The organism is Proteus vulgaris, from assembly GCF_016647575.1.
In the GTDB taxonomy this organism is placed as follows: domain Bacteria; phylum Pseudomonadota; class Gammaproteobacteria; order Enterobacterales; family Enterobacteriaceae; genus Proteus; species Proteus mirabilis_B.
On record NZ_CP032663.1, the window covers coordinates 1,578,161 to 1,600,203 of the forward strand.

Sequence of the window (22,043 nt, forward strand, 5' to 3'; positions counted from 1 at the left end):
AATTATCTGCCTTTTTAGAGAGGTTAATTAGTTTAATTTATCAACAAGTTGAGTTGCAAAACCAATATAACTTTCAGGTTTCATTGCTTTTAAGCGTATTTTTTCATCTTCTGGTAGTTCTAAACCATCAATGAAAACGGCCATATCTTGTTCTGTGATGCGTTTACCACGAGTAAGCTCTTTTAGCTTTTCGTAAGGCTTTTCAATGCCATAACGACGCATTACAGTTTGAATCGGCTCTGCTAACACTTCCCAGTTGCAGTCTAATTCTTCACGAAGATGATTTTCATTCACTTCAAGCTTATTAAGGCCTTTCATGGTTGATTGATAAGCAATCAGTGCATAACCGATACCAACACCTAAATTACGCAGTACTGTTGAGTCTGTTAAATCACGTTGCCAGCGAGAAACAGGCAACTTGCTAGAAAGATGTCCCATAACGGCATTTGCTAACCCTAAGTTTCCTTCAGAGTTTTCAAAATCAATAGGGTTCACTTTGTGAGGCATGGTTGAAGAGCCAATTTCACCCGCAATCGTTTTTTGTTTAAAGTGATTCAGTGCTACGTAACCCCAAATATCACGGTCGAAATCGATCAAGATAGTATTGAAGCGACTAATACAATCAAAAAGCTCCGCAATATAATCGTGAGGTTCAATTTGAGTGGTGTACGGGTTCCATGTAATACCCAGTGAAGTGACAAATTCTTCACTAAATTGATGCCAATTTACTTCAGGATACGCAGCTAAGTGAGCATTGTAGTTACCTACTGCACCGTTGATTTTACCTAAGATCTCAACTTGTGTTAGTTGACGATATTGGCGTTCCATACGGTAGGCAACGTTAGCAAACTCTTTACCAATTGTAGAAGGTGTTGCTGGCTGACCATGAGTACGAGAAAGCAAAGGTAAATCACGGTATTCTTGAGCCATTTTGCCAATGGTATCAATGATTTCACGCCATGCAGGTAATAAAATTTCTTGGCGCGCAGTTTCCAGCATAATGGCATGAGACAGGTTATTAATATCTTCAGAAGTACAAGCAAAGTGAATAAATTCAGAAACCTGATGTAAAGCAGGGATGGTCGCCACTTTTTCTTTTAAGAAATATTCTACGGCTTTTACATCATGGTTAGTGGTGCGTTCGATAGTTTTAATGCGTGCTGCATCTTCTTCATTGAAGTTAGCAACAATTGCATCAAGGTAATCGTTTGCGTTTTTTTCAAAGGCTGGAACTTCTTTAATGTCGGCGCAAGATGCCAGCTTTTGCAGCCAGCGAACTTCTACCTGTACACGGAATTTCAGAAGACCGAATTCACTAAAAATAGAACGTAACGACGAAGTTTTACTACCGTAACGACCGTCAATCGGTGAAATCGCTGTCAGCGAAGATAATTCCATTGTTGGCAACTCCCAGGTTGAATTTAAAGTATTAACATTGAGCGAGAAAATCATCAGCTTGTCGCAGAATAGTCTTTTGATGCAGTAAAAAATCAAAACGACGACCACCTACTTGACGCCAGAGCACAGCACTACGAATGCCAGTTAATAATAACGCTCTAACTTTAGCTTGAATAATAGGGTTCTTTAACAGATCAATTGCGCCGTGAACCTGAATGCGAGGGCCAACAGGGCTAACTGCATCAACATAAACGCCCGCAAGTGCATTAAATACACCTTCAGACATAGGTTCGAAATAACTTTTTTGGCGCTCTAATTGAGAAATTTTTTGCGATAAATGAGCGCTGTAATCATCATTTCTATTGATAAGACGCTCTAGATTGATTAAGCCTTGCTGATAAGTCATCAATTCAAGCGTTAGCTTTTCTCTTCTTACCGCCTGATGAATGGCTTTCAGTGTTTGAAAGCCTAATTTTAAGTGGCTGATTTGATTGCCATAAACATCTAGTGTTGAAGTTGGGTTGAGATTAAAAACACTGTTAACCATTACTTCAACATCGTTCTCGTTCGCACTACCTTGGTAAGCAATTTGCTGAACGAGACGACTTGCTTGGCAGATACCTGCCAATGCAAGTGTTATATCACGAAAATCTTTAGCCACATCTACTCCTGAATACGTGTTTCAATGATCCCGCCACCTAAACAGACTTCGTCTTGATAAAAGACGGCTGATTGCCCCGGGGTTACAGCAGCAACAGGATAATCAAAGCGGACTTCAATTTTATCTTCACCTAGAGGTGTTACTGTACACGCAATATCAGGTTGGCGATATCGTGTTTTAACAGTACAGCGGAAAGCTTCAGTTATAGGTTCTCTTGATACCCAGTGTAACTGCTGAGCAATTAGACCAACAGACATTAATCTTGGATGTTCATGACCTTGAGCGACAACAAGAATGTTGTTTTCAACATCTTTATCAACTACATACCAAGGATCTTCTCCGCCATCTTTAGTACCACCAATACCTAAACCTTTACGCTGACCTAATGTGTGATACATCAAACCTTGGTGTTCACCAATAGTTTCACCATCAACAGTCACGATAGCGCCGGGTTTTGCAGGCAAATAGCGCGATAAGAAATCGGTAAATTTACGTTCACCGATAAAACAAATACCTGTTGAATCTTTTTTCTTTGCTGTTGCTAAATCAAGCTTTTCAGCAATTTTTCTGACTTCAGGTTTTTCCATTTCGCCAACAGGGAAAAGGCTTTGTGCAATTTGCTCATGACTTAATGTGTATAAGAAATAGCTTTGGTCTTTGTTATTATCAACACCGCGAAGTAATTGACTTTTACCATCAATATCACGACGACGAACGTAGTGACCTGTTGCAATGTAATCAGCACCTAAATCTTCAGCTGCATATTCTAAAAATGCTTTAAATTTTATTTCTTTATTGCACAGAATATCTGGGTTTGGGGTGCGACCAGCTTTATATTCGGATAAAAAGTGTTCAAAAACATTATCCCAATATTCAGCAGCAAAATTGATGGTATAAAGCTCAATACCAAGTTTATCGCACACCGCTTGCGCATCGGCAAGATCGGTAGAGGCTGAGCAATATTCTGTATCGTCGTCTTCTTCCCAGTTCTTCATAAACAGACCAACGACCTGATATCCCTGTTCCTTAAGAAGATAGGCTGAGACGGATGAATCTACGCCACCGGACATTCCTACGATGACTTTTTTTTGGCTGTTATCTGACATGACTGGATCTCACTGCGGAAAAATAAGCGCCATACTTTACCATATCACTGACACAGGTGCATCAAGTCTTACTCTGTTTTTGATGCTTTGTTTTTTCCTTTTCTATTATTTAGTTAAAGGGGGTTCCAAAGCTACTCAAGATAGAGAGGGGATAGCGTTCACCTTGTTGATAACATAACAGGCTTTCCCTCACCAGTGGTGAGCGTAGTTGCTGGCTATGAATAATTTCATCAGCACTAACCCAGTGACAACAATTAATATCGCTATCTTGGGGCTGTGTTTCAAATTGCTCTTGCGACTCAATAAGAAAAAGAAAACGTAGGAAAGGGGTTTTATCCGGCGCAATCCATTGATGTAATTTAAGAAAGTGTTGAACAGGAAGTGTTAACCCTGTTTCTTCCCATAATTCACGCTGAACAGCCTGAATCAGTGTTTCATTGGCTTCTAGGTGCCCAGCAGGTTGATTCCATGTTGCTTTTCCATTGACCGTTTCTTCAACAACAAGAAATTTATTTTTTGCATGAACGATACACGCGACAGTCACATGAGGTTTAAACAAAATCAATCTCCTTCCATTCACCGGGTAATAAGTTATCCAATGTAATATTTCCCATACTAAAGCGGATCAAACGCAATGTTGGATAACCGATATGGGCGGTCATTCGTCTCACTTGACGGTTTTTACCTTCAAATAACGTTATTTTTAACCAAGTTGTCGGGATAGTTTGACGTTCTCTAATTGGAGGGTTTCTCTCCCATAGCCATTCTGGCTGTTCAACTATTTCGACTTGTGCTGGTAAAGTTTTGCCATCTTTAAGCTCTAATCCATCTCTAAATTGTTGTAATGAGACAGTGTTTGGAACGCCTTCAACCTGAGCATAGTAGATTTTTCCTGTTTTTTTACCCGGTTGTGTTAATTTTGCTTGTAGCTTCCCATCATTTGTTAAGACTAAAAGTCCTTCACTATCTCTATCTAAACGTCCTGCTGCATAAATATCACGGATAGGAATAAAATCTTTTAGTGTTTTTCTGCCATTCTCATCCGTAAATTGCACAAGAACATCGAAGGGCTTGTTGAAGATAACGACTTTACGCTCACCTCTTGGGCGCACTGGTTTTCTTTGTGCTGATGGAGTGTGGTGTTTTCTCGATTTAGCGCTATTTTTAATTTGATTTGCCATAGTTAATTTTTGTAAAAAATGGGAGATTGATTATACCTTAAAAGAGAAGCGATTGGCGTTAGCTGAATAATCAAGTAGTATTGACAGGTCTCTTACAAAAAATTAACAAAGCGTGCGCTTACATGAAAGGAGAGGTAAATGGAAAGCAAAGTAGTTGTTCCGGCTAATGGCGCTAAAATTACACTAGATGCTAAAGGTAAGCTTGTTGTTCCAAATAATCCGGTTATCCCTTATATCGAAGGGGACGGTATCGGTATCGATGTCACGCCAGCAATGTTAAAAGTTGTTGATGCAGCAGTTGAGAAAGCTTACGGTAAAGAACGTAAGATTGAGTGGATGGAAGTCTACACCGGCGAAAAATCAACGCAGGTTTATGGTAAAGATGTTTGGCTACCAGAAGAAACCTTAGATCTTATCCGTGAATATCGTGTTTCTATTAAAGGTCCTCTTACTACCCCAGTTGGCGGTGGTATCCGTTCATTAAACGTTGCGTTACGTCAACAACTAGACCTCTATATTTGCCTACGCCCAGTACGTTATTACAAAGGTACTCCAAGCCCAGTCAAACAACCTGAACTAACAGATATGGTTATCTTCCGTGAAAACTCAGAAGATATCTATGCAGGTATTGAATGGAAAGCGGGTTCAGCAGAAGCAGATAAAGTCATTAAATTCCTGCAAAATGAAATGGGTGTAACCAAAATTCGCTTCCCACAAGATTGCGGTATTGGTATCAAACCTTGCTCAGAAGAAGGAACTAAGCGTTTAGTTCGTGCGGCAATTGAATACGCTATCGATAACGATCGTGATTCAGTTACATTGGTACACAAAGGTAATATTATGAAATTTACCGAAGGTGCCTTTAAAGACTGGGGTTATGAGTTAGCACGCGAAGAATTCGGTGGTGAATTATTAGATGGCGGTCCTTGGGTGAAAATCAAGAATCCAAAATCAGGTAAAGAGATCATCGTTAAAGACGTTATCGCAGATGCATTCTTACAACAAATCCTGTTACGCCCAGCAGAGTATGATGTAATCGCATGTATGAACCTAAATGGTGACTATATTTCTGATGCATTAGCAGCTCAAGTTGGTGGTATCGGTATTGCACCGGGTGCAAATATTGGTGATGAGTGCGCTTTATTTGAAGCAACACACGGTACAGCACCAAAATATGCAGGTCAGGACAAAGTTAACCCAGGCTCTATTATTCTTTCCGCAGAGATGATGTTACGCCACATGGGCTGGACAGAAGCCGCTGATTTAATCATTAAAGGTATGGAAGGCGCAATTGCCGCTAAGACTGTAACTTATGATTTCGAACGTCAGTTAGAAGGTGCTAAACTGCTGAAATGTAGCGAGTTTGGTGACGCGATTATCAAACATATGTAATTGTTGATTTGATAAATAGTTAACGGGAGCTTATTAGTTCCCGTTTTTTATTGTCAATTTTGAAACGGTTATCAAAAAGTTATCAAAACGAATTATCAAAACCACCTGAAATTTGAGCAATTAAATCACGATTTTTATCCAATCTTTCCCTCGATCATCATGGTATTTATCTGTTTGAATTTGGTTCTTATGACCCAGCAAATCTTTAGTATTTATACCTTGTGCTCTATATAACCTTTCAGATAAAGAACGCTGTTCATGAAATGTTGCAGGTGTTCCTTCTCCCCAATCAATATTCGTTTTATTTCTCGCTTTTTTAAAGTTAGTCGTTAGCGTATTTGCAGTAACTTGATCACCACGTTTAGATTGTGAAGTGGTATGAAAATAATGAATAAGATAAGGGCTAATCACGCGATCACGACAACGGGCAACAACATCACGTAATGACATATTTAATTGTTCAGAACGTAGTGATAATGGAATAGCTAATTTAGTACCCGTTTTCTCTTGAGTAATATGCAAATGATCATCCCAAATATCACTAAACTTCATTGCGGAAATATCACCTAATCGTTGCCCAGTAATTAACGCAAGCAACATGGCATTTCCCACATAACGATGTTGTTTATCAGCAATCTCAAATATCTTTTTCCATTCATCAAAATTAAGGCGTTGGCGAGTTACTTTTCGTTTTGGCTGTTTAGTAGCGAGGGCAGGGTTATAACCGGGAGGAACTTCACCTGCATGTTGTGCTTCTTTAAATACATCAATTAAAACAGAGCGAATCACTTGTGCCATTCTGTGTTGGCCATTAGATTTATATTCATCCAGAATTTCAGCAATATCTCTGGCATCAACAGCGGGTAATGGTTTCATGGATAAGGCTTGCCTCATTAAATCTACCGGCTTCCTTTTTTGTTTATAAGTATTTGGCTTTATATCGCCTTCTTTTAAACGCTCTTCTTGAATAACCCAGTATTTATCTAACCAAGTATTAACCGTGATTTCCTTACCTTTTATTTTTGCCACCCGATCACCAATAGCCATAACTTGTCGGCTACGTTGTTCCGCTAACCTTGTGTTAGCTTCAATGGCTATTGCTTTCGCCTCGGCTTCATTATCACCGAGGGCATGATATTTACCTGTTACAGGATGGCGGTAACGCCAATAAACCTTGTTAGCTTTACGACTAAATAATGGGTAAAGATTAGGGATATTGACGTTATTTTTACGAGGTCTGGCAGCCATCTTTGAGGATCCTTTGTAAAATAGGGTTATCGTTGTTATTGATAACCGGTGATGTCAAATTACCGACAAGGTCGGCATCTTCTCTCACGCGCCAAATGCCACCTTCTTTCCTTGCTGGTGGATAGAACAGGCCACCACGAGCATATCGTTGTAGCGTTCCTAACTTTGGTGGACGACTTTTATATCTTTCTTGCGCCCACTCCTCTAAAGTCAACATTTGCATATTTTTCTCTCCACACTGTCCGTACACAGTTTAAATAGATATTAGTTGATACTGGCGGTTATTAGCCCTTTTTCTCTTTATAAAGTTCATTAAAGCGACGTAAGAAAAGGGCTTTTGCTTGTGGTGGTGTTAGTGGGTTAACAACAAAATCACTTGCTGGAATACCTTCAAGCATTAACCAGTTACTACCGGCATCAATTTCTAAATCACGCTTTTCTGTGGCCAACATCATTAAGTCAGCAAAATGAACTGCATCAGATTTAGATTCAGGTAGCCCAAACTTTTTGCGGATCATCTTTTCTACACGTAATTCAATTAATTTATATTCAGGCAATAGCTTTTTAAGTTGTGATGGTAGGTCTTTGACATAAGCTTCGCTGGCATCATGAAGTAGGGCTTCTAAAGCATATTCAGGTGCAACTAAATAGCTGACATATACCGAGTGCTGAGCCACAGAATAGAAATTATCAATCTGACCATTAAAACGACATTCATTAGCAAGGCCACTGGCAATATCTTGAATATCTATATCTTCGATCCGTACATCGAGATAATAGAAATGTTTATTTGTTGCTGTTGCAATATAAGACATTATTCTCTCCACACAATTTTTAGGTAATAAGAATTCCTCTCGAATTAATCGAGATTACATTTCCCTGGTGTTGCTAATAAAAAATAAAAATGGATTTATACTTCACACAATAAGAAAGGGCACTAGCTACAGTAGATAGCTGATATGGACTGTCATGGATGAATGCCAGTACCCTTGCTTATTGTTAGATTTAATAAAATGGCTGACTGAGCAGAATATTATCACCACACCACCGTTAATGGTTTAAGACTCAGCCAGCCATTGTTTCTCTTCACACGTTCTCTTCACACATAAAAATCATTTACGTTCACCAAAACTCGAAATTAAAACTCAGTTTGCTATATGTTCAAAATATAGCAATGAGTATTGATAATAGCAAATGCTATTTTATCCTGTTGGTTATGTATTTACTTATTGCATTGATTTTAAATGGAATGTAAGTATAAAAAAATAAAAAATACTCTAAGGTATTATTTTTTGATTGAGGTAATATCGCTTGATTTCGATAAAGAATATTTGCATTATAGTTCACCACTGTATATATAAACAGTGGTGATGGTATCTTAAAGGATCATGGAATGGTGGAAATTTTAGAAAGGGTAGGAGTAGGTTCGTATAGGAAGATAGTCATTAGTAGAGCAAAATGTGAGGACTATCTTCTAAAATCGCGAACAAGAAAAACAACAACCCCAAGTAAAACACTAGATGAAATATCAATTAAAGGGACTCGTGAATCATCAACAGCAAGGAAACCTTGAGTACCACCTTCAAGGAATTTATAAACAGAAAAAGAGTTACCAATTTGAGCGATAACTAGATCATCAGTGCCTGGTTGCAGATGAGTATCAACTATAGCAATACTGCCAGCAGGGGCTTCTGAACACCCACTATTTTTCTTAAGTATATAAGCTTTATATGTTTTTAGAGGTTTTCCTACAGGTGATAAGATTGCATCTCCTGTATAACCATTCTCATCCCATACCGGTATTTCTAGCGATCTATCAGCCCTAAACTGAGGTGTCGAGTTTGGGGATTCCATATCACCCACACCATTAGCCAGCCAGTCAATATTGACAGCTAATGCATTAGCAATATCCACTAATTTAGAAGAACCTTTCGCATTGCCATTAACCAATCTCCAAATCGTTGGTTGTGCAACACCAGACGCTTCTGCTAAAGCAGCTTGCGTCATATTTCCTCTTGTTTTCATCGCTAATTTCAAGCGTTCTGCAATTGTCGTTTTCATGTCTCGGAATTTATAAGTTTGAGTATTGAAAATCAAATTGCAATCGCTATTGAATGTTTTAATACTCATTGCTATTATTTATCCATCTTTTATACGTTTGAGGTTATTTATGAAAAACAAGGCTATTGAAAAAGCGATAAGCATTGTTGGAAGTCAACAAAAGCTAGCTGCTTTATGTGGAGTGTCTCAGCCAACAGTATGGCGTTGGCTTCATGGTGGTGGAATGGATTCTAAATATGTCGTGAAAATTGTAAAAGCGACAAGTCACCAAGTTCGTGCACAAGACATTTCTCCTGAATTAGGTGAGTTACTAGCTCAATAGCTATAACCACAAAATAACAAAACCGTTTAAAGCAGTTAACTACAAGAATTTATTAATGGTGGTAGGAAATGAGTAACCAATCAATAAAACAGGTAGTGAAAGAAATGTGTGAGGCAACAGCTGGTGGGCGTGAGGCAATGGCTGGAGCACTTGGTCTGTCTTTAACATCATTCAACAACAAGCTTTATGAGAAAAACGGTTGTCGCTCATTTGATTTAAATGAGTTATTAGCGATGCAAGATATTTCTAAGACCGTTTTATTTGCTGAATTTGTCGCTCGTGAATCAAATCGTTTACTCGTTGACAGAATTAGTCCGGCTGAACTGGATGAAACGGAATTGTTTGTACTACGTAGTGGTGTTGACGAAATGCAGGGGCGTTTAGCGTTATTTATGAAAGATAGCTTGGCTGATGGCGTTATTGATAACGAAGAAGAACAGAAAATAAAAATGATGTTGGATGGATTAATTTCGCAGATCCGCACATTTATGAATGCGTTTGTTTCGTTACATCAAAAGAGAAATTAAAGATGGCTATATCCAGAAAGGGTGAAGCCAAAGGTGTACGGCCTCTGGCTTCGGTTTGCAAATTTCAATTGTGTGAAGAGAAATTAGCATGAGTAGATTAGCGCATTTAATACCTAAAAAGCAATTCCGTTGTTTACCTGTCTCGGGTAGTCAGTCATTTCGCTATGTAGAAATCATAGCCTCTGACGAACAACCAGACAACTACAAGAAACCTGCATATTTGGTAGATAGACAGTCTCTTAAAAAGGCATGGGCTGATTTTTATTTTTCAAGTGGAGAGCGGGGCAATGAGCAATGAGAACCCAAACCAACTTGACCGCTACTACAAAAATTACAGAGGTATCGTTGTTCATGTTGTTCGTTATGACAGAGAAAAACAGTGCGTTATTTTTATGCTGGATGGTTGTGACGATCCGCAATGTGAACCCTTGCAACGATTTAAAGAGAAGTACACACGTATTAAGTAATGAGGTGGCAAGATGAGTTTATTATTACTAAAAAGTCGCCCTTTAGTCGTTATTCCTGAATTAGCGGTACGCCTTGGTTTAAATGAGGCGATGCTGTTACAGCAAATTCAATATTGGCTAACTGAAACTACTTCAGGTGTTGAATATGACGGCTCACGCTGGATTTATAACACAGTCGAAGAGTGGAAGAATCAATTTCCTTTTTTCTCTGAATCAACGATTAAACGTGCTTTTACTAATTTAAAAAAGCAGGGCGTTTTACGCATCGAGCAAATCAATAAATCGAACCATGACCGTACTAATTATTATGCGATTAATTACGATCACCACTTACTGACCGATGAGGTCAATATGACCCAATCGAATAGCGATAACTCATCTAATCGAACAGTTCAAAATGACCTTATCGATAAGCGCAAATTGAAACCTTCAAGCAGTTCAAAATGCGCTGTTCTGAACGGGTCAAAATGGCCTGTTCTTACAGAGAATACAACAGAGATTACTTCAGAGAATACAACAGAAACAGATCATTCGTCGCAGAATTCTGGCGAATCCAGCGACCAGCCGAAAAATGATTTTTTAACTCGTTATCCCGAAGCTGTGATTTACAGCGCTAACTTCCAAAAATGGGGTGATGAAGGTGATTTGAAAACGGCGAAATGGATGTTTGGTCGTGTTAAAAAACTGAATCCATCTGCGCTAGAGCCTACTTGGTATGACTGGGCGAACGATATTCGTTTGATGCGTCAAATCGATGGACGTACTCATGAGCAAATTTGTGCCTTGTTCGATTGGGCCAACAAAGATTCATTCTGGCACCAAAACATTTTAAGTTCTCGTAAGTTACGTAAACACTTTGATGAGCTGATCGTTCGTAGTCAAAAACCAAAGGATGAGCCAAAAGTTCAAGTTGATACCGTTGAACGTGACAGCGCATTCTCACGCTTGATTGGTTCTCGTTCTAAACCTCAAAACCGTATTGAAGAGATCGCACTTGAATTAGCGGGTAAGACAGGCATTCGTCGTATGAGTGAGTTTTCTGGTCGTCAAGCATGGAACAGCATTTGGAAACAAGCGACCGAAATGTCACAGGAGGCTCAGTAATGCTAACTAAATACATTTTGTTCGTTGGGTTTTGGTTTGTGGTGACATTGCTAATTGGCTTATGGGGGGCTTATGCCTGAACTCATGCTCACGTTGCCATTTCCACCTAGCGTAAATACTTATTGGAGAAATACCCAAAGAGGAACCTTAGTCAGTGCAAAAGGGCGAGTCTTTAGAGCAAATGCGATTGCAGCAATCTATGAACAATTAAAGCGTAGACCTAAGGCTATTGAGAGTGATGTGTTTGTTTCAGTGAAATTATATCCACCAACTAAACAAGCCAGAGATATTGATAATTTCTTAAAGGCACCTTTTGATGCGCTTACTCATGCGGGTGTATGGGGGGATGATAAGCAGATTAAAAAAATGGATGTTGAATGGATGGACGTTATTAAAGGCGGGAAGTTTGAAATAACCATTCGTCAGCATAGTAAAAGCGTGATGTACGGTCACGAGTAAAACGTGGAGAGAAATAACATGAATGGATTAATTGTTATTGATGAAATTTCGACCGCTCCTGAGATCACAGGAGCGTCTATTGCTACTGCTAGAGACTGTCCGTTTGGGAAGAACATGACCAGTCCTAATAATCCTCGCGAAACCCAACCGCATTTCTTTGAGAGTAAAACGGATGAGCTGATCCGCATGGTGATGCTGAATAAACAGGTGAGTGCATGAAATTATTATTAACTCCCTACATTCAACCTGAACTGGGTGTTGTATTACTTAAACCAGGCGCTGAATTACTCGAGCAATTTAAGAAGCACCACCGTGTGATCATCAGTGATGTGCCAAAAAGCTTAGATGTGTTGCCCTCAGGTGCATTAACAGGTGATGAACAGCCAATTTTAAACAATAAGCACATTGTTCAATTTCTCAATAACAAAAAAGTGATCCACACCATCGATAAAGTATCACCGATGGATACGTGGGTTATTCGTCATATTCAATGCTGTCAGATTGATAACGATGAAGATAATTACCATCATCACGAGTTAGTAACTACATTTCATGAGGCGGGTGTGATCCGCACCTGTTGGCATCATGATAATCATATCCGCAATTCATCAGCCGGGGGGGTTGCTGAATTGGCCCATAAAAACCGTATTAATTGGATGTTAGACACTATTCGTTTTCGGTTGAGATTAGATAGTGGCCACCAGCTAACGATACCTGATTTTTTCTCATTTGCAGTAATGCATAACCTGGTTGATGAATTACCAGAAGCGATATTACGTCGTATTTTAGATTGGTCAGATAAAAAAGAAGAACGCAGAGTTCACGGTGGTTTTCCTGAATCTGACATTATCCCAAGTAACGTAACCGCATTATCAGCAATGAATGAGCGTTTAGATGCGATAAAACCAGTTATTAAAGTTGCTGTCGAACCGGAGCCACCAGCGTCATTTCTTCTTAAACCTAAAATGCAACGTTGGGAAAATACCCAATGGCTTCAATGGGTAAAAACACAGCCATGTTGTGTTTGCGGACAACAAGCTGATGATCCACATCATATCATCGGTCATGGCATGGGAGGCATAGGCACTAAGGCTCATGACCTATTCACTATTCCATTATGTCGCATTCATCATGACGAGTTGCATCGTGATCCCAAGCAATGGGAAACCATTCACGGCAATCAAATCGAGTTGTTATTTCATTTTTTAAACCGTTCATTAGGTATCGGTGCATTTATTTAACGTGTGTACGGCACGAGGAGTATTAGCATGAAACTAGAGTCAGCATTAAAACAATTTTATCCAAAGTCACCGATGATCACCGATACGTCAAACTGTACAGATCCCAACAGAATGAAGGGGATGGATACCGCAGGAGCACTTGGCATGACGGAACATCGTGCTAAATTTGGCATGTCTGCGTTTTTTGCTAAGAATGACGTGAGCGAAGAGGATAAGTTCAGCACCGTAGAGCAGTTAACACAATATGCATTAAGGGGAACACCAAAGCTGGTGGCTAAATCAGCAGGTAATAAACTAGGTTACTGTTTGGTTATTTTATCAAAGATGGCGTTTGAAGATTATTCTCGTTCAGCAGGTTCGGTTTGTGAATGCCAAGCATGCAAAGGTAAAGGTATAGTTTACAATTGTAAAAATGTTATTAAGCATGCAGGCATTATCAATCTTAATGGTGATGTTATTGTTGAACCTAAAGTAAAAAATGAGCTTGTTGGTGAGTTGTGCCAAATCTGCAATGGAAAAGGAAAACTAAGCTATCGTTGTCGCTGTAAAGGACGCGGAAAGGTTTTAGATGAAGAGCAAACGGAATTACAAGGCGGTGTACCTGTATTTAAAGATTGCCCTCGTTGTTCTGGCAGAGGTTATAAAAGGATGCCTTCTTCAGTCGCATATCAGGCTATTAGCAAGCTACTTCCAGAATTAAATGAGAGAACATGGCGCAGAAATTGGAAACCGTTTTATGAAAGTTTAGTTAATAAATGTTTTATCGAAGAAAATCGTGCTGAGCAGATATTTATTGAATTGGTTAAATAATAATAATGTTTTTTTTGTTTTGTTTTGTTTTGTTTTGTTTTTTAGTATTCATTTGTTTTTCTTTTAATTAATACGATTTGTCAGTAGATGATATGTAGTTGATAGAATAATTTTTTAGATTAAGCAATAACTCAAAGGAAAAGTAAATAAGGTGATGTTTTATTTATGTTATTGTTTTTAATATTTATTAAATCTAATTTTATATTTGATATCTAGATTACTTTCTTGACATGATTTAGGTTTCTGCTAACTTCAATATATAAGTTAAATTACTGTTAATTTATTTTAACAAATAAATGAAATTAATATATTAGGTGGTAAAAATATGGAAATTCGCACTAATAGTTCAAGTTCCGAGCTGTTATTTTATTCCTCTAGTGTGGCTCAAAGGAGAGTAATCGAACTTTTCAGTAATCAAGAGGAAAATAGAGGTAAGCCTTTATCAAATTCAGATAAATTAGATAATGCTAATTCTGTTTTAGGTTTATTTACATCTGTGGCAAATGCTGTAGGTTTTGGTTATAAACATATGGGAAAAAACCCTGAAGAGGAAGAGAGTACTCTTTCTGTCAATATCTGTAATTTATCTAATTATAATGTTTATATTCAGAATATCATCCTTCCGGATAATGCTAAAAATATAAAGCCTAAAAATACATTTTTCCCTCTAAGTCAAGGTGAATCGGGCACAATTGATTTATCCATAAGAGTGAGCCTGAAAGATAATGAAAAATTTGAGTTACCACTAATTGTTTTTGATGATGACGATCACCCTAATTACTATAAATTAACCCTTATTTCAATTTCATATGGTAATGGGCATGCCATAATACCAAAGAAAATTTACACTGTAGTACACAATGAGAATAATCATGAGCATCCTGAGGAAACACTTGAAGGAGAATTTAATAAGAGTGAAAAAGAACCTATCCAGTTAGAAATGGCAGAAATAAAGAAGATCGAGAGATTTAGTCGCCTTTTTAGCATAGGTGTCGGCATACTTCCTGGTTTTGTATCAAAGGCTGAGGCACAACAGAATAATGACTCCAGCTTAAATATTTTCTTTATTAATGGAGAGAACTGATATGGATAGAGCATTTGACGAATATACTGGCTATAATAAAAATGAAGAACTTGTCAAACATCATGTAAATTATCTAAGAACACAAGACTCAAACAGTCGTGGACTACCAGGTTTGGATTTTGTTTCGATTCTGACTGGTATTGGAGTGTCTATTACCTCGCAAGTATTGAAAGGGAAAAAGAGGCGTGCCGAATTAAAAAAAGTCAGAACCACTCCACTGGATATTAGGCTGAATAACTACACTGATTCACCAATTATAATTTCTTCTGTAAATAGCCCATGTAGCCACAGTCTTGACAGTATTCTAGTTCTTCCTTCTAGCCAAAGTACTATTACTGTGCATTTTTCATATACTTTAGATAATGAACACATGATTAAATCATCATATGTTGGTTTGGCGTTTGGTTCAGGAGAAAATTACACACATTTCAATCTTGAATTTGAAGCAAATTTTAGTTTTTCTAACCATTCAGATAAAAATCCTCAAGGTAGCTTTAGAGTAAGCAAGATTGAAGTTTCAGATTCAAAAAATAAAAAAGGGGAAAATTACTTTAAACAAGAAGGTAATAGCTCTGAACTTAAACTTTATAAGATGCGCCCTTTAGCTAATATGATGAAGCTGATAACAGTAGTTACAGCCTCATCATTAGACTTTGAATCCCCTTTAAGTATTACTTTTTATGATTCTGTACGGGGTTAGAAAAGTAAGTTATTGATAGGTATTCTTGCATTTTGTCCGGTACTGCCTTATCATCTTTAAATAGTGGGCGATTTATTACTTACCACACTAAATTTTATCAAGACCTCGCTTCGGTGGGGTTTTTTGTTATCTGCAACCTGTAAATAATCATTACAGGTCACATATTAGTTATTAAGGCGTCTTGTTTAATTGTTTTTCGGGGAAAGTAAAAGCATTACTCCAGCACCTGCCAAAAGGCCAGAACAAGTTCGATTAAAGATAGTCTTAGCCTTTGGTTTATTGAGTAATTTTTTCATGTGCAAACCCAACAAGGCGTACAACATGATCGCTATGAATTCAAGAAGCAAAAATAGTGAACCAAGCACTAAAAACTGTTGACCAGCCTCAATTTGAGGGTTAATAAACTGAGGAAGAAAGGCTGTGAATATTAGGATTGCTTTTGGGTTTCCTGCTGCCACAAAAAACTCCTGTTTTGCTAATTTAAATATGGATGTATCCCTTTTGGATTCGGTGATACTGAATTCAGAGGTTGGGGATTTCCATAATTGGTATGCTAGCCACAGAAGGTAAGCAACTCCAGCAAATTTAATTGTGCTGAAAATGACTTCTGATGTTTGTAATACTACAGCTAGCCCAAACGAAGCCAGAACAATCATAATCACAAATGCGAGCAACCTACCGAGACCTCCAGCACATGAATGAGTGAAGCCATAGTATGCTGCATTATTAATTGAAAGTAGGTTGTTTGGTCCCGGCGCGAGATTTAAAGCAAAGCAGGCTGGGATGAAAAGAAGTAGTGTTGAAAGTTCCATATAATTCCATTTGTATTTTTTAATGTGCGTTTGCAAGTTAATCATACATATAAGCTGAAAAAGAATCATTCAGAAGATCGCTTAGGCGGTCTTTTTTCGTATATAGCCACCGCAAATCATCAAATCACATAGTTTAATTACTGCAATGAAATTGCGGTTGGCTACCTATTAACTAATAACCTCCGCCGAGGGGGTGAGCCATGAAAATGAAAGAAAATCCAGACTTATGGGAGCAGATACTTAATTGTCTCTATTCGGTTAGAGAGCAAGGTATATCAGCTTCTTTGGCTGGAGGTATGGCTATTCTCCGAGGTTTATATAACGGCGGAGGATGGAAGAAAACCTCCATTGACGGGATCATGTGTGCTGTATTCGCGTGGTTCGTAAAAGACATTCTGATCTTATTTAATATTAATCATGAGTTTGCTTATGTGGCCAGTGTGTTTATTGGATATATCGGCGTTGATACAGTAAGCAAGATTATTAAAGGCAAGGCAGGGCTGAGAAATGACTAAATCTAATCGTGAACCGGCTCGCGGGGAACGAAATAATAATCCAGGCAACATTGACTATAACCCACGTAATAAATGGAAAGGTTTGGTCGGTATTGAAACTGGAGTGCCTAACCCTCGATTCTGTGTCTTTGAGTCTCCTGAGTATGGCATCAGAGCAATTTATAAACTAACTCAAACATATCAACGTAAATATGGTTTGAACTCAGTATCAACAATTATTAATAAGTACGCACCGCCAGTTGAAAATAATACCTCTGGTTACATTAGTCGTGCATCAAAAGAGATTGGTGTTGGTGTTAATGACAAGATAGACACTCAATCAAAACAGGTTGCTATCTCTTTAGCAAAAGCAATCGTAGGCGTTGAGTTGGGTTATCAGCCGTATTCACAGAAAGTATTTGAAGATGCTTGGTTGTTGTTATGAGTAAATTAAAACCTTGGGTTCCATTAATTTTTTGGGGTGCAATGTTGCTCTTCTCAATGCTATCGATGAAAGAAGTTATTGAGCTTAGTAAAGAAAATAAATCACTCACCGAACAACTCTCACAACAAGTAGAAATCAACAATAAATATCAATCTCGCATTGATAAATTAAACGAACTCGATATAAAACACACTACGGAACTTAACAATGCAAAAGCTGAAATTGATCAGTTGCGTGATACTAGTGAGCGTAATCCTGAGCGGGTGTACATCAAAGCCGAATGCCCCAAAGTCTCAGCCACTTCCACCTCCGGCATGGCTAATGCAACCGCCGCCCGACCTACTGACACCGCTATCAGAAATTATTGGTTACTCAGAGAGCGAATTGCACAGTCAGAGCAAGTGATATTAGGATTACAAGATTACATTAGAGCGGAGTGTTTGAAATAAAAAAAGACTTAGTTATGTATTCGCAACTAAGTTAGCAACAATGACACCTGTCAGTTATTTTTTCTAGGAGTATTACTTATAGTAGTTGTGTAACTCGAAGGATATTCTGTGAAAAATTAATTGCTGAGGTCATAGACATGGGTATTTTTTCTAGAATAAGTAACTTATTGTTGGTGATTATAGGTTTGTCGATGATATCTGTTTCTTCTTATGCTGATCCAGATAATGGGCATGGAAGAGGTCACAATAAAGGATATCAAGGTGAGAAACCAAACAAATGGCATAATAAATCACAAAATAATCACTTTGATAATGAAACCTCTTTCTCAATTTCTCTATCTTATAATGAGGCTAGAGCAATTGCGTTGAATGGTGGATTTACTGGATATTCATCACTCCCTCCAGGTATTGCTAAAAATTTAGTAAGAGGAAAGCCATTGCCTCCTGGTATTGCGAAGAAAATGGTTCCTGAAAAAATGCTTAGCCAATTACCTTACTATCCTGGTTACGAATGGCGCATTGTTGGAAATGATTTGGTATTGATCGCATTAAGTACAGCGATAGTCACTTCAATTATTAATAATGTTTTTGATTAAAACATAGTGAGTTAAATATATTCGGTATCATTGCAGGGTTTTAATCTATAAAAATAACCCTGTGAGTTTGGGCTCCCACAGGGCTTTCACTAGTATGTGTGAAAACAATAGATTACCAATATCCAGTAAGCCAATCTGTTAATAATCAACGTAAGTTTTTTAGAAAAGAAATATGAAGGAGATTACTTGCTATTGGGATGATTCTTAGATTAATAAACAATAAATACTGTATATTTAAACAGCATTCTCGGATGTTTAAGGGTACAAAAATGTGGAGCTAGATGGCTTCATTGTAAAAACTAAAGGAGTAGTGAATATGTTAGTTATTAAAGATGATGGAAAGTATGCACAAGAATATATTGAATTAACTTCAGACCAAATTAAGGGGATGGTGCGTACTCCGCTTGGAGAGTATTATCAAGGTGCTTTACTTATTTCTGTTATTCGACGTTCATTTCCAAAACCTGTTGGCCCTACTGGTCACTGGCAGCAAGATCCTATTTTAGGTCGAGACAATTATTTCGTGGTTTTTTGTTTGGAAAATAAATTGTTTTTGTATAATTTTATTCCTGTTATTAATTCTACACGAGATGATTGGTCAACAGACGATAGCGTCGCAGCACCACTGAACGCTCACAGGGTTGATGAGGAAGATGATTTGATTAAAATGGTTCAAGGTATTGAATTTCCATACGCTAATGAATTTTAGTTTATAAAACTCTACCTATTTAAATAAATACAGCCTCGCAATAGCGGGGCTTTTTAATGGATGCAATCAATGAGCCGTATGTACCCATGAAACCTATTGTTGAAGGGATGGGGTTAAACTGGAAAAATCAATTCAGTAAGATTAAGCAAAGGTTTTCCAAAGGTATGGTGGAAATCACCATACCTACAAAAGGTGGCGACCAATCTATGATTTGCCTACAACTTAGAAAACTTTCAGCTTGGATGCTGACTATTTACCCCAACAAGGTCAAACCTGAAATTCGCGATAAAGCAATTCAGTTTCAAGAGGAGTGTGATGATGTCCTTCATCGATACTGGACAGAAGGGCAGGTTGTTAACCCCCGAAAATTAAGCGTGATGGAACAACTTAATGAGGCTTGTGCTGATTTTAAAAGAGATGAAGCATCGCCAGTAAGTTTGGCAAGGGATTGAATGCCTGGAAAGACGTCAAATCTCAACATGGGCGTAAAATTAAGGATCTTGCTAATCAAGCAGGTGAACTAATGTTAGAACTTATTCTTGTTGAAATAGGAAAAGGCAAAACCACTAAATCAAAATAACAAGAGAGGTGCCCTTAATTTCAAGGAGATGAAAACCTCATGAGCATATTAACGGAACTATCGGCTGGCGGTTTTTTAATTCTTACATTCTGGTTATGGTGGGTAATAGATGACTACGACAAATTAAGCAAAGATTACAACACGGCAACCAATACCGCTGATTGTCTATTGCCATACATACCCGAGCAAATGACATGGGGAGAATCGTTAATGTTAAACATCTCCCTGTTATCGGTTATTGAGCAATGTAACTCAGACAAGAAAGCAATACGGGAAATTGAAGAGAATAGATAAAAAAATACCCTATGAGTTTGGGCTACATAGGGCGGTTAAAATGAAGCAAAAAATAAATACTTAGTAAGTATACAGTTATTACCAGGAATAAAAAGCGCCCCAATAGGAGCGCAAAGTAGAACACATAGAATGTATTAGATATCAACACTGGGTTGATGGAAATTTAAGTATAATTACCTGTACATAAACTTACAAATCCAACCCATCTATTATTGAAATAAATCAAATCGATTTCCATGCATTATTAATGCGTCGCATTGTCGCTGTCTCCTATGTTAGCTATGACCTGCATTACCTCACAGTGAGCGCATAGTGAGAATCAAAAACAATGAATCCACTCAATTCTACAAACGTCATTCTTAGAGTGATGTTGATAGAGTTTATATAGATAGCCATCAGTTAATCGCTGGTGGCTTTTTTATTGGAGATAGATATGTCAGATAACACTATTCAATTAAAAGTCTCAGTAGATACATCAGACTTAGATAAGTTAGAAGAGCAACTAATCCGCATTAAGCAACTGATGCAAGATGTAGGTGTGAAGCCTAAATCAACACCACAGTTTGCTGGTAAGTTATTTATCAAAGATACCTTTGTTAATTCCGCAGAACTAAAAGATGTGGCTATCAGTAATAAGTCAGAGCATGACATCAATGCTCAGCTAGCAGATTTACGTATGCGAGCTGATCGACAAGATATTGCTATCACTGAGTTAAAAAGAGTAATGGAAACTCAGAATAAAGTATTTGCAGATATGGCAATGGAATTCACTAACAAAACGTGGTGCAGTCAGAAGTAAAGGAAATAACTATGGCTAGTCAAGGTTTTAAGAACCCCAATCAATTCAGAAAGCAATTAGATGAACAATTACAGGATAAGTATTTAAATCCTAACGGGTATCAGCCAAAGGATGAGATTAAGAATCCTATCCCGCCACCAAAGAAACCTTAATCATAATAAATTGATTTTATTATATATAATTCAAAAGGTACTCCCGGTGGGGTACCCTCTCCACGGGGCGACGCGCACGCGGGAAACGGCGCATTTTTCAATTTTTATCGGTCGTCACCACCAGTATAATTATTTGATAAATATATATTAAAAAAATAACAGTGATGAATTTGCTTGTTTTTTGTTCACCACTATCTCAAAGCTTTAACTCTCATTTTTATTGTTTTACATCTCATTTCACTGCGCATTCACCGCGCAAAATAACCCATAGAACCTTACAGAAAGTCGAACCTGAGAAATCCCGTTAATGGTGTTTCTATGGGGCGGTTATTTCTGGTGAACAGGTTCGCTTTTCTATAAGGATTTACACCATGAGTAATGTAGTCGTTATTCCTGAATTTAATTTTCAAAAAATGGTTATGGCATCTGACGGTAAAGTGTTCACAACGAGTAAAAAGATTGCTGAGTATTTTGGTAAGCGTCATAAGAATGTGTTGAAGAAAATAAAGCAAACAATCAGTGATTGCCCTAGTGAATTTGCTGGGCTCAATTTTGAGCCCACTGATTACATTGATAAAAATGGTGATATTCAGCCAATGTATAAGTTATCCAAAGACGGATATATGCTATTGGTAATGAGTTTTACGGGTAAATCAGCAATGCTTATTAAAATAAAATTTATCCAAGCATTTAATTGGATGGTAGATCAAATCAATCGCTGGAAAGGTTTAGGTGAAGAGGCTCAGCATCGGCACGCATTAAAATCTGCTAAGTCGGAGTTAAAAGGTCGCCTTGGTAGCCAGTTAATGAATAAACGTAAGAAAGAAAAGAAAGCATTGCAATTGGAATATGAGCAAATACTTTCACTCACACAACCCAAATTATTATTTGTAGATGAATAGGCCATAGTGGCCTTTTTTATTATTGAATTCGTTATGATCAGGAGTGGAAT

General features: G+C 37.9%; 30 protein-coding genes and 2 pseudogenes. 22 read left to right on the forward strand and 10 right to left on the reverse strand.

Features of this window, described 5'->3' with window-relative positions; genetic code table 11:
* Positions 1 to 27: 27 nt before the first annotated feature.
* The 5 genes from purB to rluE all read right to left on the reverse strand — a co-directional run bounded on the left by purB (position 28) and on the right by rluE (position 4,346).
* A complete protein-coding gene (gene purB, locus D7029_RS07205) occupies positions 28 to 1,398 on the reverse strand; it encodes an adenylosuccinate lyase (protein ID WP_194952255.1) in 1,371 nt (456 codons plus the stop codon).
* A 31-nt stretch (positions 1,399 to 1,429) separates the two neighbouring features.
* Positions 1,430 to 2,059 carry a high frequency lysogenization protein HflD gene (gene hflD / locus D7029_RS07210; protein WP_194952256.1) on the reverse strand — a complete coding sequence of 210 codons (630 nt, stop codon included), beginning with the start codon at positions 2,057 to 2,059 and terminating at the stop codon, positions 1,430 to 1,432.
* 2 nt (positions 2,060 to 2,061) lie between these two features.
* A complete protein-coding gene (gene mnmA, locus D7029_RS07215; RefSeq protein WP_088493164.1) occupies positions 2,062 to 3,165 on the reverse strand; it encodes a tRNA 2-thiouridine(34) synthase MnmA in 1,104 nt (367 codons plus the stop codon).
* Between the two features lie 109 nt (positions 3,166 to 3,274).
* Positions 3,275 to 3,724, reverse strand: a complete 450-nt coding sequence (locus D7029_RS07220; protein ID WP_194952257.1) for an NUDIX hydrolase — start codon at positions 3,722 to 3,724, stop codon at positions 3,275 to 3,277.
* Positions 3,717 to 4,346 carry a 23S rRNA pseudouridine(2457) synthase RluE gene (gene rluE, locus D7029_RS07225; RefSeq protein ID WP_194952258.1) on the reverse strand — a complete coding sequence of 210 codons (630 nt, stop codon included), beginning with the start codon at positions 4,344 to 4,346 and terminating at the stop codon, positions 3,717 to 3,719. The genes D7029_RS07220 and rluE overlap by 8 nt, the downstream gene beginning before the upstream one ends.
* A 138-nt stretch (positions 4,347 to 4,484) precedes the next feature.
* Between rluE and icd the strand changes: the two genes are divergently transcribed.
* Positions 4,485 to 5,738 (forward strand): NADP-dependent isocitrate dehydrogenase, encoded by a 1,254-nt coding sequence (gene icd / locus D7029_RS07230; RefSeq protein WP_006537208.1) that lies wholly within the window; start codon positions 4,485 to 4,487, stop codon positions 5,736 to 5,738.
* Between the two features lie 120 nt (positions 5,739 to 5,858).
* On the opposite strand, the gene D7029_RS07235 is transcribed toward icd, so the two are convergent.
* The 4 genes from D7029_RS07235 to D7029_RS07250 all read right to left on the reverse strand — a co-directional run bounded on the left by D7029_RS07235 (position 5,859) and on the right by D7029_RS07250 (position 9,116).
* On the reverse strand, positions 5,859 to 6,986 hold the full coding sequence (locus tag D7029_RS07235) for a site-specific integrase (protein WP_194952259.1): 1,128 nt from the start codon (positions 6,984 to 6,986) through the stop codon (positions 5,859 to 5,861).
* Entirely contained in the window at positions 6,967 to 7,209 is a 243-nt protein-coding gene (locus D7029_RS07240; RefSeq protein ID WP_036894694.1) for an excisionase, read from the reverse strand. Before D7029_RS07240 ends, D7029_RS07235 begins: the two co-directional genes overlap by 20 nt.
* 61 nt (positions 7,210 to 7,270) lie before the next feature.
* The gene (locus D7029_RS07245; RefSeq protein WP_194952260.1) at positions 7,271 to 7,801 is read right to left on the reverse strand and encodes an HD family hydrolase; all 531 of its coding nucleotides are present in this window, start codon (positions 7,799 to 7,801) and stop codon (positions 7,271 to 7,273) included.
* Positions 7,802 to 8,453: 652 nt separating this feature from the next.
* The gene (locus tag D7029_RS07250) at positions 8,454 to 9,116 is read right to left on the reverse strand and encodes a helix-turn-helix domain-containing protein (protein ID WP_123822029.1); all 663 of its coding nucleotides are present in this window, start codon (positions 9,114 to 9,116) and stop codon (positions 8,454 to 8,456) included.
* A gap of 40 nt (positions 9,117 to 9,156) precedes the next feature.
* On the opposite strand from D7029_RS07250, the gene D7029_RS07255 reads away from it, so the two are divergent.
* The 11 genes and pseudogenes from D7029_RS07255 (at position 9,157) to D7029_RS07305 (ending at position 15,761) form a co-directional block, all read left to right on the forward strand.
* Complete coding sequence (locus D7029_RS07255; RefSeq protein WP_109395844.1) at positions 9,157 to 9,369, forward strand: YdaS family helix-turn-helix protein; 213 nt, start codon at positions 9,157 to 9,159, stop codon at positions 9,367 to 9,369.
* Positions 9,370 to 9,437: 68 nt separating this feature from the next.
* Complete coding sequence (locus D7029_RS07260) at positions 9,438 to 9,896, forward strand: YmfL family putative regulatory protein (protein WP_099659595.1); 459 nt, start codon at positions 9,438 to 9,440, stop codon at positions 9,894 to 9,896.
* A gap of 88 nt (positions 9,897 to 9,984) precedes the next feature.
* Positions 9,985 to 10,194 (forward strand): hypothetical protein, encoded by a 210-nt coding sequence (locus tag D7029_RS07265; protein ID WP_098943307.1) that lies wholly within the window; start codon positions 9,985 to 9,987, stop codon positions 10,192 to 10,194.
* On the forward strand, positions 10,184 to 10,363 hold the full coding sequence (locus D7029_RS07270) for a DUF4222 domain-containing protein (protein ID WP_194952261.1): 180 nt from the start codon (positions 10,184 to 10,186) through the stop codon (positions 10,361 to 10,363). The genes D7029_RS07265 and D7029_RS07270 overlap by 11 nt, the downstream gene beginning before the upstream one ends.
* Positions 10,364 to 10,375: 12 nt before the next feature.
* On the forward strand, positions 10,376 to 11,467 hold the full coding sequence (locus tag D7029_RS07275) for a replication protein (RefSeq protein WP_194952262.1): 1,092 nt from the start codon (positions 10,376 to 10,378) through the stop codon (positions 11,465 to 11,467).
* 72 nt (positions 11,468 to 11,539) lie between these two features.
* A complete protein-coding gene (locus tag D7029_RS07280) occupies positions 11,540 to 11,926 on the forward strand; it encodes a RusA family crossover junction endodeoxyribonuclease (RefSeq protein ID WP_194952263.1) in 387 nt (128 codons plus the stop codon).
* An 84-nt stretch (positions 11,927 to 12,010) separates the two neighbouring features.
* A pseudogene (locus tag D7029_RS07285) lies at positions 12,011 to 12,145 on the forward strand (KilA-N domain-containing protein); the annotation flags it as partial.
* Positions 12,142 to 13,167 (forward strand): DUF968 domain-containing protein, encoded by a 1,026-nt coding sequence (locus tag D7029_RS07290; RefSeq protein WP_194952264.1) that lies wholly within the window; start codon positions 12,142 to 12,144, stop codon positions 13,165 to 13,167. The pseudogene D7029_RS07285 and the gene D7029_RS07290, both read left to right, overlap by 4 nt.
* A 27-nt stretch (positions 13,168 to 13,194) precedes the next feature.
* Positions 13,195 to 13,977: an antitermination protein gene (locus tag D7029_RS07295; RefSeq protein ID WP_194952265.1), complete on the forward strand. Its 783-nt coding sequence runs from the start codon at positions 13,195 to 13,197 to the stop codon at positions 13,975 to 13,977.
* Between the two features lie 325 nt (positions 13,978 to 14,302).
* Positions 14,303 to 15,061, forward strand: a complete 759-nt coding sequence (locus tag D7029_RS07300) for a hypothetical protein (RefSeq protein WP_194952266.1) — start codon at positions 14,303 to 14,305, stop codon at positions 15,059 to 15,061.
* A gap of 1 nt (position 15,062) precedes the next feature.
* Complete coding sequence (locus D7029_RS07305) at positions 15,063 to 15,761, forward strand: hypothetical protein (protein WP_194952267.1); 699 nt, start codon at positions 15,063 to 15,065, stop codon at positions 15,759 to 15,761.
* Between the two features lie 185 nt (positions 15,762 to 15,946).
* Here D7029_RS07305 and D7029_RS07310 read toward each other — a convergent pair whose 3' ends face one another.
* Positions 15,947 to 16,573: a LysE family translocator gene (locus D7029_RS07310; protein ID WP_194952268.1), complete on the reverse strand. Its 627-nt coding sequence runs from the start codon at positions 16,571 to 16,573 to the stop codon at positions 15,947 to 15,949.
* 206 nt (positions 16,574 to 16,779) lie between these two features.
* On the opposite strand from D7029_RS07310, the gene D7029_RS07315 reads away from it, so the two are divergent.
* The 10 genes and pseudogenes from D7029_RS07315 to D7029_RS07360 all read left to right on the forward strand — a co-directional run bounded on the left by D7029_RS07315 (position 16,780) and on the right by D7029_RS07360 (position 21,993).
* Positions 16,780 to 17,088 (forward strand): phage holin, lambda family, encoded by a 309-nt coding sequence (locus D7029_RS07315; protein ID WP_194952596.1) that lies wholly within the window; start codon positions 16,780 to 16,782, stop codon positions 17,086 to 17,088.
* Entirely contained in the window at positions 17,081 to 17,512 is a 432-nt protein-coding gene (locus D7029_RS07320) for a structural protein (protein ID WP_194952269.1), read from the forward strand. The genes D7029_RS07315 and D7029_RS07320 overlap by 8 nt, the downstream gene beginning before the upstream one ends.
* A gap of 41 nt (positions 17,513 to 17,553) precedes the next feature.
* Positions 17,554 to 17,961, forward strand: a complete 408-nt coding sequence (locus D7029_RS07325; RefSeq protein ID WP_416384069.1) for a lysis protein — start codon at positions 17,554 to 17,556, stop codon at positions 17,959 to 17,961.
* 137 nt (positions 17,962 to 18,098) lie between these two features.
* Positions 18,099 to 18,557 (forward strand): anti-virulence regulator CigR family protein, encoded by a 459-nt coding sequence (locus D7029_RS07330; RefSeq protein ID WP_194952271.1) that lies wholly within the window; start codon positions 18,099 to 18,101, stop codon positions 18,555 to 18,557.
* A 316-nt stretch (positions 18,558 to 18,873) separates the two neighbouring features.
* Complete coding sequence (locus tag D7029_RS07335) at positions 18,874 to 19,266, forward strand: hypothetical protein (protein ID WP_194952272.1); 393 nt, start codon at positions 18,874 to 18,876, stop codon at positions 19,264 to 19,266.
* Between the two features lie 56 nt (positions 19,267 to 19,322).
* A pseudogene (locus D7029_RS07340) lies at positions 19,323 to 19,846 on the forward strand (phage antirepressor N-terminal domain-containing protein).
* Positions 19,847 to 19,885: 39 nt separating this feature from the next.
* On the forward strand, positions 19,886 to 20,140 hold the full coding sequence (gene lysC, locus D7029_RS07345; RefSeq protein WP_194952727.1) for a hypothetical protein: 255 nt from the start codon (positions 19,886 to 19,888) through the stop codon (positions 20,138 to 20,140).
* A gap of 433 nt (positions 20,141 to 20,573) precedes the next feature.
* On the forward strand, positions 20,574 to 20,939 hold the full coding sequence (locus D7029_RS07350; RefSeq protein ID WP_194952273.1) for a hypothetical protein: 366 nt from the start codon (positions 20,574 to 20,576) through the stop codon (positions 20,937 to 20,939).
* Positions 20,940 to 20,950: 11 nt separating this feature from the next.
* Entirely contained in the window at positions 20,951 to 21,091 is a 141-nt protein-coding gene (locus D7029_RS07355; protein ID WP_194952274.1) for a hypothetical protein, read from the forward strand.
* 371 nt (positions 21,092 to 21,462) lie between these two features.
* Positions 21,463 to 21,993, forward strand: coding sequence for a Rha family transcriptional regulator (locus D7029_RS07360; RefSeq protein ID WP_194952275.1), 531 nt, complete (start codon positions 21,463 to 21,465; stop codon positions 21,991 to 21,993).
* Positions 21,994 to 22,043 lie beyond the last annotated feature (50 nt).